Source organism: Intestinimonas sp. MSJ-38, assembly GCF_018917925.1.
GTDB lineage: Bacteria > Bacillota > Clostridia > Oscillospirales > Butyricicoccaceae > Pseudobutyricicoccus.
The window spans coordinates 51,422-63,523 of the sequence record NZ_JAHLPO010000009.1 but is presented as its reverse complement, the minus strand read 5'-3'; the positions used below and the strand labels follow the sequence as shown (position 1 = coordinate 63,523).

Here is a 12,102-nt window from a genome sequence, read left to right as displayed (position 1 = left end):
GAGGTGAAGTCATGGAACCCTTAAAACCCCGCGACAAGGTAACGCAGCACATGACCCGCGACGGCCTGACGCTGGATAACCAGACCACCGGCGAAAGCGTCAATGTGTCCAGCCGGGAGGCCGAGCAGGAATACACCGCCCAGCCGGAGGGGGCGGCGGAAAAAATACTGGAACGGGCGGATGAACTGCACGACCGCCACAAGGCAAAGAAAGCGGCCAAGGACGCCGGGGAAACCGTGGCGCAGGCCACCGGCCCTGTTTCCCGGTTGCAGTTTACCGCCGAGGAACGGGCCTCCCCGGAGTTGGCCCCGTATATCAAAAAGGCAGAAAAACGGGCGGATCAGCTGGAAGCAGCCAAAGAAGCCTTGCCGAAAAAGCGTGTCGTCACCAAGGAAACCGTTTATGACGAGGCCAAGGGCAAGGCCAAAAGCAGGCTGTATTTTGACAAGGTGGAGAAATCCCCTCCCCAGCTCAAACCAAACCCGGCCAGCCGCCCCATACAGGAAGCCGGGCTTTACCTCCACGGAAAAATCCATGAGGTAGAACACGAAAATGTGGGCGTGGAGGGCGGCCACAAGGGGGAGGAACTGGCGGAACGGCAGGCGGGCCGCATGATCCGCAGCGGCGTCCACCGCCACAAGCTCAAACCCTACCGGGCCGCAGCCAAGGCCGAGCGAAAGTCCATCGCCGCCAACGCCGAGTTTGCGTATCAAAAATCCCTGCGGGACAACCCGGAGCTGGCGCAGGCGACCAAGAACCCCGTTTCCCGCTTCTGGCAGAAACAGCACATCAAGCGGGAATATGCCAAGGCAGCAAGGGCGGCGGGCCAGACCGCACAGGGGGCGGCAAGCACCGCCAAGACCACGGCTGCCGCAGCCAAGAAAGCCGCAGAGAAAAGCAGACAGGCCGCGTCCTTTGCCGCCCGGCACTGGAAAGGGGCGCTGATCGTCGGCGGCGTAGGCCTTATGCTCCTGCTGGTGATGGGCGGCCTGCAATCCTGCACCGCCATGTTTGGCAGCACCGGGACGGGCCTTGCCGCCACCTCCTATCTCTCCGAGGACAGCGATATGCTGGGAGCCGAAGCCGCCTATGGCGCGCTGGAAGCAGACTTGCAGCACGAACTTGACAACTACGAAAGCCTGCACCCCGGTTATGACGAATACCGTTTCGATCTGGACGAGATCAAGCATGACCCCTATGTGCTGACCTCCATCCTCTCCGCGCTGCATAACGGCGTGTTCACTTTGGGGGAGGTACAGGGCGATCTTGCTATGCTCTTTGAAAAACAGTACATCCTGACCCAGACCATCGAAACGGAAACCCGCTACCGCACCGAAACGAGGACGGACAGCGAGGGAAACACCTACACCGTGGAAGTACCCTACACTTACTACATCTGCAATGTGAAGCTGGAAAACTTTGACCTGTCCCACCTGCCCATCTACATTCTCACCGAGGAACAGATGGGCTTTTATGCTGCCTATATGCAGACTTTGGGCAACCGGCCAGACCTGTTCCCCAACGGCAGCTATCCCCACGCCTCCACCCCGAAAGAGCCGACCTACTATGAAATCCCCCCGGAGGCGCTAAAGGACGAAGCCTTTGCCGCCATGATCGCCGAGGCGGAAAAGTATGTGGGCTATCCCTATGTGTGGGGCGGCAGCTCCCCAAGCACCAGCTTTGATTGTTCCGGCTTTATTAGCTGGGTTATCAATCATTCCGGCTGGAATGTGGGACGCCAGACGGCGCAGGGGCTTTACAACATCTGCACCCCCGTTTCCCCGGAGCAGGCCAAGCCCGGCGACCTTGTATTTTTCGTCGGCACTTACGACACTGCCGGGATGTCCCATGTGGGGCTGTATGTGGGAAATTCGGTCATGCTGCACTGCGGCGACCCCATTTCCTACACGAACCTCAATTCAAGCTACTGGCAGCAGCATTTTTATTGTTACGGGCGTTTGCCTTAAACGCCAGAAAGGAGTAAATCACTATGGCAATGAACAAATTGGAGCGCATTGAAAAGGATATTGAGAAAACCAAGGGCAAGATCGCGGAGCTGCAAAAGCAGCTTCGGGAGTTGGAAGCGGCCAAGACCGAACAGGAAAACTTGCAGATCGTCCAGCTTGTGCGCGGCCTCAACATGACCCCGCAGGAGTTCGCCGCCTTTGTGCGCGGCGGCGCGTTGCAGGCGGCCCCGATCCCGGACTTTGAACAGGAGGACAGCGCCCATGAAGAAATCTAAACTGTTCCGCACTTTGACGCTGGCTGTGGCCGCTGCGCTCTGCATGGCGACCACGACCGTTACCGCCTACGCCGGAGGCGCTGACCCTGACCCTGTGCCGCTGCCGGAAACCACCGAGGCCCCCGCAGAAGTGCCGGAGGAAACCGAAGAACCTACCACCGGCGGCATGGAGCCGGAGGGCGTACCCGTCACCCCGCAGGGCAACGCCGCGCTGGTGGATGATTTTTTCGGGGATAAGCAGCTTATCACCGTTACCACCAAGGCCGGGAATTATTTTTACATCCTGATCGACCGGGCCAACGAGGACAAGGAAACGGCGGTGCATTTCCTCAACCAAGTGGATGACGCCGACCTGCAAGCCTTGTTGGAGGACGGGAAAAAAGAGCCGGAGGTCTGCACCTGTACGGCCAAGTGTCAAGCCGGGGCCGTCAATACGGCCTGCCCGGTCTGTAAAAACAACCTGACCGCCTGCAACGGGCCGGAGCCGAAGCCCCAGCCGGAGGAAGAAAAGCCGCAGGAGGAAAAGCCAAGCGGCATGGGCGGCCTTGTGGTGTTCTTTGTGGTGGTGCTGCTGGGCGGCGGCGCAGCCCTCTATTTCCTGAAATTCAAAAAGGAAAAAGCTGACACCACAGGCAATGACGATCTGGCCGAGTATGACTTTGGAGAGGACGAGGACGACGAGGACGAAGCCCCGGAGCCGGACGAGGATATGACAAGTGAAGATGGAAATAAGGAGGACGAAGTATGAGCTATCAGTTAGTAATTGCAGAGAAACCAAGCGTAGCCCGCAGCATTGCGGGCGTGATCGGCGCGGACAAGAAACAGGACGGCTATATGGAGGGGAACGGCTATATGGTGAGCTGGTGTATCGGCCACCTTGTTTCCCTTGCCGACGCCGGGACTTATGACGAGCGTTTCAAAAAATGGCGCTATGACGACCTGCCGATTCTGCCGCAGCAATGGCAGTACATCATTCCCGACGATAAGAAAAAGCAGTTTGACACCCTGCGTTCTTTGATGGAGCGCCCCGATGTCACCGGCCTTGTGTGCGCCACCGACGCCGGACGCGAGGGGGAATTGATTTTCCGTTTCGTCTACCAGATGGCGGGCTGCAAGAAACCGTTTCAGCGCCTTTGGATTTCCAGCATGGAGGACGCGGCCATCAAGGACGGCTTCGCCCACCTGAAACCGGGAACCGATTATGATAACCTGTATCAGTCGGCCCTTTGCCGGGCGCAGGCGGATTGGCTGGTGGGGATCAACGCGACAAGACTTTTCTCCATCCTCTACCACAAGACCCTGACCGTGGGCCGTGTCCAGACGCCGACCCTGAAAATGCTGGTTGACCGGGAGGCCAAGATCAGCAGCTTTCAGAAAGAGAAATACCACATCGTCCAGATCGCGGCGGGCGGCATGGAGGCGGCCAGTGAACGCATGGGAAACGCAGACGACGCCAAGGCCCTGAAATCCGCCTGTGAAACGGCGCAGGCCGTTTGTGTGTCGGTGACACGGGAGAAAACGACGGAGCAGCCGCCCCGCCTCTATGACCTCACCACCTTGCAGCGGGAAGCAAACCGCCTGTTTGGATTTACCGCCAAGCAGACCCTTGACTATGCCCAGCAGCTCTATGAAAAGAAGCTGCTGACCTATCCCCGCACCGACAGTCAGTATTTGACCGATGATATGCTGCCAACGGCGGAAAGCCTTGTGTCCGGCCTGTGGCCGCTGCTTCCTTTTGCAACGGGGCTTGACCTGTCCCCGCAGTTTGGCCGGGTGCTGAACAGCAAAAAGGTGAGCGACCACCACGCCATTGTCCCGACGATGGAATTTGTGCAGAAAGGCTTTGACGGGCTGGCCGAGGGGGAAAAGAAACTGCTGTCCCTTGTGTGCTGCAAGCTGCTGTGCGCCGTGGCCGCGCCCCATGTGTATGAAGCTGTCACCGCCACATTCACCTGTGCCGGGAACACCTTTACCGCCAAGGGAAAAACCATCCTGACCCCCGGCTGGAAAGAGCTTGACCGCCGCTTTAAGGCGTCGTTCAAAACAGACGCCGACGACACCGCCCCGGAGCCTGCGCGGGAACTGCCGGAGATCACCGAGGGACAGACCTTTGACAAGGTAACTGCCGCCGTCACCGAGCATTTCACCGCACCGCCAAAATCCTACACGGAAGATACCCTGCTTTCCGCTATGGAGCGCGCCGGTGCGGACGATCTGCCGGAGGACGCCGAGCGGCAGGGATTGGGAACCCCGGCCACCCGCGCCTCCATCTTAGAAAAGCTGGTGCAGATGGGCTTTGTGGAGCGCAGGGGAAAACAGCTACTTCCCACCAAGGACGGCCATAACCTTGCCTGCGTGCTGCCGGAGGTGCTGACCTCTCCCCAGCTTACGGCACAGTGGGAAACGGAGCTGACGGCCATTGCCAAGGGGCAGGCCGACCCGGAGGGCTTCATGCAGGACATTGCAGAAATGACAAGGGGCCTGATCGCAAACTACTCCCAGATCAGCGAGGACGCGCAGAAGTTGTTTCAAACCGAGCGTGTGGTTATCGGCAAATGTCCGCGCTGCGGGGAAAGCGTCTACGAGGGCAAAAAGAACTACTACTGCGGAAACCGAAGCTGCCAGTTTGTCATGTGGAAGAATGACCGATTTTTTGAGGAACGGGGCAAGGCGTTCACCCCGAAGATCGCCGCCGCGCTCCTTAAAGACGGAAAGGCAAAGGTAAAGGGCCTGCGCTCCATGAAAACCAGCAAAACCTATGACGGGACGGTGCTTTTGGCCGATACCGGCGGCAAGTATGTGAACTACCGCGTGGAACAGAGGGGCAAAAACTAAAGACAGCAAGCATAGGGAGTGTAGCCACACTCCCGGCAAAATCCCTGACCCGGCGCACCTGCCGGGCCGGGGATTTTCTCTTTGGGGAAGCCCCAAACCCCTTGTATCAGATCACCGCCATAGAAAGGATGTGAACCCAAAATGTCTTACAGCTCCTACGACCACGACGATTTAGAACCGGCCAGCACTATGCGGATCGAGCGTCGGATTTATTTTGAAAGCGGCAAGGCCGATCTTTCCGAAATGGTAAAGCTGCCCCTTGCGGAGCTTCTTTCCCTGCGGGCGGAAAGCGCCGCCGCAGAACAGGAAGTGTTTGACCGCCTGAAAGAACAGGCCGCCGCATGGGAGGAACAGGCCGGAAGAACCCTGTTTCTGGACAAAGCCCTTGAATATGCCCGGACGCTTCCCGTCACCCACACCGCAAACCAGTGGGAGGCCCCGGACGAATACCGCCATATCCGCAGCAACATGGTTTACCAGATGGATTACTCCATTTCCGAGAACACCCGGTATGACAGCGCCGCCCAAAAATCCGTCCCCTACTCGTGGACGCTCCGCTGGGGTCTTTATACCAACGCGCCCCACGGAAACCCGATGGAAAAGATCGCCGGACAGGAACGGAAAGTCTTTTCCAGCCGGGAAGAACTGGACAAGTACCTGAATGGCCGGATCAAAGCCCACGACCATTACTTTACCGAAATTTCCCCGGCCATCCCCAAGGAATACGCCGACTGTTTTAAGGTCAATGGCTGCCTGCTCCCCGGCTATACCATCGAGGGGGAGGAACCGGCAAAAGCCGCAGCACTTCCCACACAGGAGGAAGCCGCACAGCCGCAACAGACCACAGCCACCCCGGAAAGGAGGGAACCCGTGAACGAAGTATTTTCCATTTTTCTTGATAACCGCGCCGAGGCGCAGACCGGCGGGCCGCATGGGTACTGGCTTTCCCTGCCGACTTCCGCCGAACAGGTACAGGAAACCTTAAAGGAAATCCATATCACCGCCGACAACCAGCAGGACTTGTTCATTGGCGACTTTTCCGCCCCGGAGGGAAAACCGCTGGAACTGCCGGAGGACTTAATCAAGACCGCCAGCGTGGACGAACTGAACTTCCTTGCTGCCCAGCTTCAAAAGCTGGACGCCGTGGAGCTTGCGGAGCTGAACGCCGTCATGCAGTCCCCGGCGAAAATGCAGACCATCGGGCAGCTTTTGGACTACGCTGAAAACACCGATTGTTTTGTCTTAATCAACGCCAAGGACAACCGCAGTCTGGGGGAATATTATCTGAATGATTCCGGGCTGTTTGTCGTTCCCGACCCGTGGAAACCGGCCATTGACACCGACCGGCTGGGAAGTTTTATCGCCAACGAGGAACAGGGAACCTTTACCGATTACGGCTATATCCTGCGAACCAGCGACGAATGGCAGCGCGTCCATGAGGGCCAGCCAGTGCCGGAGGAATACCGGGTGATGGCCTATCCTGCGCCGGAAATTCTGCGGGAGGAAAGCAAGGTGCAGCCGGAGGCGGCAACCCCCGCAAAGGCCCCGCAGCCTGTCACCCCCATTCTCTTAAACGGCCAGAACAGCGCCGAGCGCATGAAAGAGATCACCGACCGGCTGGAAACCGGCATACAGGAGCTTTTCGAGAGTGAACGCTACAAAGCCTATCTCACCACCATGTCCAAGTTCCACAGTTACAGCTTCAACAATACCCTCCTGATCGCCATGCAGGGCGGACAGCTTGTGGCAGGCTACAACAAGTGGCGGGACGATTTTCACCGCAATGTGAAGAAAGGCGAAAAGGCCATCAAGATACTGGCCCCGGCCCCGTTCAAGGCAAAAAAGGAAGTGCAAAAGCTGGACGCACAGGGCAGGCCGGTGATGGGAAAAGACGGAAAGCCTGTTACCGAAGTACAGGAAATACAGGTTCCGGCCTTTAAGATCGTTTCCGTCTTTGATGTGAGCCAGACCGAGGGAGAACCGCTGCCCTCTATCGGCGTGGAAGAACTGACCGGCAGCGTGGAACGCTACGGGGAATTTTTTAAGGCGCTGGAACAGACCTCCCCGGTTCCCATTGGTTTTGAGGACATTCCGGGCGGTTCCCACGGCTACTACCACCTGACGGAAAAGCGGATCGCCATTCAGGAGGGCATGAGCGAATTACAGACCCTAAAGACGGCTATCCACGAGATCGCCCATTCCAAGCTCCACGCCATCGACCCGGAAGCCCCGGCCATTGAGCAGGCCGACCGTCCCGACAGCCGCACCCGCGAAGTGCAGGCCGAAAGCGTGGCCTATGCCGTCTGCCAGCACTACGGGCTGGACACCTCCGATTATTCCTTTGGCTATGTGGCCGGTTGGAGTTCCGGCAAGGACTTGAAAGAGCTGAAAGCCTCCCTTGAAACCATCCGGGCCACCGCCCATGAACTGATTACCACCATTGACGGCCACCTTGCCCAGCTTCAGAAAGAACGGCAGGCCCAGCAGGAGCAGCCGCAGGCCGCACCGCTGGAACAGGCCGCCGAGCAGCCAGACCCGGACAGCGTATTTTCCAAGCTGCCCCCGGAGCAACAGCAGGAAATGACCGCCAGCGTAAAAGCCATGCTGCAAACCCTCATTGACGCGGATTTGAAATCCACCGGCGAAGTGTCGCAGGGAACCAAGGAGGCGGCGCAGGCGCAGGGCTTTACCATTGCCGGGGATGGAACGCTGGAACAGGCCAAAGCCCCGCAGGAGGCCGCCTACCGTCTGGAAAGCGGCGAATATCTGTATATCCAGACATCAGAAACCGGCTACGATTACACGCTGTACGGTCCCGACTACAAAGAACTGGACGGAGGCCAGCTTGACAATCCCGACCTGTCCCTTGCGGAAGCCGGAAAAGAAATCCTTGCCATCCATGAGCGACCGGCTGGGACAATAGAACCCCTGACCGGCGACAGGCTGGATGATTTTCTGGAAGCAACCGAACAGGCCAACGCCATTCCCCAGCCGCAGGCGTGGAATGGGATCGACGGCCTTTTGAATGGAAAGCCGTTCATGCCGGAGGCGTCCCCGGCTGACCGGGCTGCCGCTCTGATTGAACTGGCAGAGAAAAACGCCCCGCGTTTGGGCAGCGAGGAACGGCAGTTGATCGTGGCCTATGCCGAGGCCGTGGGCGATAACGACAAGGTAATCGGGCTTATCAACCGCCTGTGTGAACAGGGCTATGAGCTGCAAAAGGGCCAGATGGATTCCTTTGTGAAAAGCGAGATCGAAAGTGAGATTGCCGTTGCAAACGCCAAGCGGCAGATCCCCCAGAATCCGGCAGCGGAGCCGGTTGTCACGATCCTTTGGAGTGAAAGCCCCCATCTGAAAGACGGCCAGCAAATGCCGCTGCATGAAGCCGAGGCCGTTTTTAAGGAGCTGGACAGCGCCAGACGCCATGAACGGGAGCAGCCGGGCTATACGGGCCATTGGTACGACAAGACCAAGTTCCGCATTGATTTTACCATGCAGGGCCAGCCGGACAGCTACGAGGGACGGCAGGACTTTGGCGACGGGGACGGTTCCATGATCCAGCATATCCGGGGCTACCACGAATACTACGCACAGGATGAAAGCTGGAAAAACCATGTGCTGCACCATGAGGGGCCGGAGGCATGGGAGGCGGACAAGGCCCAGCGGGATATGCTGCTGCATGAGTTCATCCCGTATATGGAGCTGCATTGCAATCTGGCCGCTATGGAGCAGGAGGCCCAGCGCCCCCTGCGATCCGGGGAAACCCTGACGCCGGAACAGACCGCTTATTTCAATGCGGTTTTGGACTATGTAAAGGAGTGCCGCCCGCTTCTCAATCAGGGACAGTACCACTTGCCGGAGCCGCCGCAGCTTGCCGACTTCGACCAGAGCTTGCAGGACCACAAAAAACAGATCGAGGCAGAGCTGGAACAGGAGGCCGCCGCTGCCGGGCTGACGGTGGAGGAATATGTTGCCTCTGACTATGAGGCCCCGGCGCAGCCCAACTTTTCCATCTACCAAGTGCCGCCCGGCCCGGAGGGGCGCGACTTCCGCTATCGTTCCTATGAGGAATTGCAGGCGGATGGGCTTTCGGTGGACAGGAAGAATTACCAGCTTATCTACTCCGCGCCGCTGGACAAGGACATCACACTGGACGAGATTTACCGCCGCTTCAACATGGAACATCCCGCCGATTACAAGGGACATTCCCTCTCGATGGGGGATATTGTGGTGTTCCGGCAGGATGGAAAACAGACCGCCTACTATGTGGACGAGGGGGCCGACTACCGGCAGGTGCCGGAGTTTTTCGCCCAGCCGGAAAAGCAGCTCACGCCGGACGAGTGCATGACCGGCGAACAAATCCAGACGCCGAGAGGCCGTTTCTATCTGACCGACAGGAGCCGGGAACAGATGGAGGCCGCCGGGTATGGATTCCACCACCAGTCGGAGGACGGCAGGTATCTTATTATGGCAAACGGCACAAGAGCCTTTGCCATCCCCGCCCAGCCAGAAAGCCATATCAAGACGGCGGAAATGTCCACCGAGCAGAACTACAACATGATCGACGGCATGATGAACAACGCCCCGTCTATGGAGGAACTGGAAGCAAGGGCAAAAGCCGGGGAACAGATTTCCCTTTTGGATGTGGCCGAGGCAACCAAGGCGGAGGCCAAAAAGCCCAAGCAGACCCAAAAGACAACGCAGAAACAAAAGAAGCCGTCCATCCGGGCGCAGCTTGCCGCCGCCAAGGAGGAGCAGAAAAAGAAGCCCCCGGCGCGGGAAAAATCAAAAGAAATGGAGGTATGAGGAATGTATTTCACCGTGGAAGAAGAAAACCTGATCTGTCTGTACCACAACGCCGACCGCCGCAGGACGGCGGCAAATCTCCGGGCAGCACTGCCGGACATGGACAAGGAAATGGTGGCGCTGGCCTGCCAGACCGCAAATAAGCTGGACGCCATGAGCGACGCCGACTTTGCGGCGCAGCGGTTCCACTTCACAGACGAATAAGCAAAACGCCGGGCGCGGGGGCTGTCAAAGCCTCTGCGTCCGGCATTTCTTTTTTTGTCCATTTGCCCGCATTTAGAACCCCGTTTTAAGGGGAACAGGATAACTTTATCCAACTGCCTGCCGACCATGCGGAAAAAACCTTGATTTCTGTGGACTTTTACCGCCCTAAATGCGTAGACTTGACTTTTGGGGACTTTCTAACTATAATAATACTCAAGCAGGGGGACTACCTTGTAGTTGAGAAGGTTAAAACCTGACCCTTTGAACCTGTTGGCTAATACCAACGCAGGGAGCTAAAGAATACAGATTCGTATTTTTTGGACATTCTCTGTTTTGGGAATGTCCTTTTTTAATTGAATAAGATATGATATGTGTTTGCGAGGGAACTGAACAAGTTGAAAAAGGTAAGACCTGACCTCTGGACCTGTCGGCTAATACCGGCGTAGGGAAGCAATTTCTTACGCTCGTATTGCGTCTGAAAGAGCTTCTAATTGTTTTAGAGGCTCTATTTTTTTATCTTAGGAGGATCAAACATGGCATTTATGAAAGACATCTTAACCCACAACATTCCCATTTGGGAAGAATGTGCAGCTACCCCATTTGTGCAGGAAGTGCAAACTGGAAAGCTACCTCTTGAAAAGTTCAAGAGATATATGATTCAGGATAGTATCTATCTGAAAAACTATGCCCGTATATACGGCAAGGCAATTTTTCATGCTGATACATTAAGAGAAATTCAGCTTTACTACTCCATGCTGAACTTTGTAAATGATACGGAATCGGAAGTGCGGCTGGATTATCTAAAGCAATTTTGCATAACAGATGATGATATTGAACTGATCGCCCCTTTGCCTGAAAATCAAAATTACATTGATTTCATGTTTGAGATTGCGTCACATGGAAAGAATGAAGAAATTTTAATGGCGGTTCTTCCCTGTATGTTAAGTTACAGCTATATATTCCGCAAACTGGCGGCTGTCCCTACAAGCAGAGAATCAAGATATTGGGACTTTATCAAAGATTATGCCGATGAACAATATGCAGAAAGTTGCAAAGAATGGTCTGCTTTTGCAGAGTATAAATGTGCTGGGTTATCAGAAGCAAATAAAAAGTATCTGGCTGATATTTTTGAGAAAGCAAGTTTGTTAGAGCTTGCTTTTTGGAAGATGGCCTATCGGAACGAAAGAATGGAGGAAAATGCAAAATGAAAAAAGTATTGTCCATTGCCGGATCAGATTGCAGCGGAGGTGCAGGTATTCAGGCTGATTTGAAAACTTTTTCTGCTCACGGCGTATTTGGAATGAGTGTTATTGTTTCTGTTGTTGCAGAGAACACCAGCCGCGTTATCGACATCCAAGATATTACCCCTGATATGATTGAAAAACAGATTGACGCCGTATTTGAAGATATTGAAGTGGACGCAGTAAAAATCGGTATGCTTTCTACACCAGAATGTATGAAAGCGGTGGCAAAGAAACTATTACAATATAAGCCCCAAAATGTTGTAATCGACCCGGTTATGTATGCCAAAAATGGCTGCCCATTGATGAATCCTACGGCGGTTTCCACCTTGATAGACACAGTAATTCCACTTGCCGATGTACTTACTCCAAATATTCCAGAGGCAGAGAAAATAGCGGATATGCAGATTTCCACAGTTTCAGATATGGAGGCTGCCGCAAGAAAAATATATGCCATGGGTTGTAAGGCGATTGTTGTCAAGGGTGGACATCATATAGGAAATGCTGTTGATGTCCTATTTGATGGAGAAAATTTCTACCATTTTGAAACATCCCGCATTGATACGAAAAATACTCATGGGACAGGCTGTACCTTTTCTTCTGCAATCGCTTCCCAGCTTGCAAAGGGAAAAAGTGTTCCGCTTGCAGTCGAATCTGCAAAGGCTTATGTCACAATGGCAATCGAACACTCTCTTGCGATTGGAAAAGGCTGTGGCCCGACGCACCATTTCTACGAATTGTATCAGCATGGTTTATCTAAAGAATAGGCAGGTG

At 55.5% G+C, this 12,102-nt stretch carries 8 protein-coding genes and 2 riboswitches; all 8 genes read left to right on the top strand.

The window, feature by feature from the left end:
- The first annotated feature begins 11 nt into the window (after positions 1-11).
- Positions 12-1,967: a C40 family peptidase gene (locus KQI26_RS07345; RefSeq protein ID WP_117485242.1), complete on the top strand. Its 1,956-nt coding sequence runs from the start codon at positions 12-14 to the stop codon at positions 1,965-1,967.
- Between the two features lie 23 nt (positions 1,968-1,990).
- Positions 1,991-2,242, top strand: coding sequence for a DUF4315 family protein (locus KQI26_RS07340; protein ID WP_216503913.1), 252 nt, complete (start codon positions 1,991-1,993; stop codon positions 2,240-2,242).
- Positions 2,229-2,990, top strand: a complete 762-nt coding sequence (locus tag KQI26_RS07335) for a DUF4366 domain-containing protein (protein WP_118037143.1) — start codon at positions 2,229-2,231, stop codon at positions 2,988-2,990. The genes KQI26_RS07340 and KQI26_RS07335 overlap by 14 nt, the downstream gene beginning before the upstream one ends.
- Positions 2,987-5,077 carry a DNA topoisomerase 3 gene (locus KQI26_RS07330; RefSeq protein WP_118037144.1) on the top strand — a complete coding sequence of 697 codons (2,091 nt, stop codon included), beginning with the start codon at positions 2,987-2,989 and terminating at the stop codon, positions 5,075-5,077. Before KQI26_RS07335 ends, KQI26_RS07330 begins: the two co-directional genes overlap by 4 nt.
- Positions 5,078-5,218: 141 nt before the next feature.
- Positions 5,219-9,883 (top strand): LPD25 domain-containing protein, encoded by a 4,665-nt coding sequence (locus KQI26_RS07325; protein WP_216503912.1) that lies wholly within the window; start codon positions 5,219-5,221, stop codon positions 9,881-9,883.
- A 3-nt stretch (positions 9,884-9,886) separates the two neighbouring features.
- The gene (locus tag KQI26_RS07320; RefSeq protein WP_118037146.1) at positions 9,887-10,087 is read left to right on the top strand and encodes a transposon-transfer assisting family protein; all 201 of its coding nucleotides are present in this window, start codon (positions 9,887-9,889) and stop codon (positions 10,085-10,087) included.
- 209 nt (positions 10,088-10,296) lie between these two features.
- A riboswitch (TPP riboswitch) is annotated at positions 10,297-10,396 on the top strand.
- A gap of 60 nt (positions 10,397-10,456) precedes the next feature.
- Positions 10,457-10,554, top strand: a riboswitch (TPP riboswitch).
- A 66-nt stretch (positions 10,555-10,620) separates the two neighbouring features.
- Positions 10,621-11,295: a TenA family protein gene (locus tag KQI26_RS07315; RefSeq protein WP_117835779.1), complete on the top strand. Its 675-nt coding sequence runs from the start codon at positions 10,621-10,623 to the stop codon at positions 11,293-11,295.
- The gene (gene thiD / locus KQI26_RS07310) at positions 11,292-12,095 is read left to right on the top strand and encodes a bifunctional hydroxymethylpyrimidine kinase/phosphomethylpyrimidine kinase (protein ID WP_004611583.1); all 804 of its coding nucleotides are present in this window, start codon (positions 11,292-11,294) and stop codon (positions 12,093-12,095) included. Before KQI26_RS07315 ends, thiD begins: the two co-directional genes overlap by 4 nt.
- Positions 12,096-12,102: the final 7 nt, after the last annotated feature.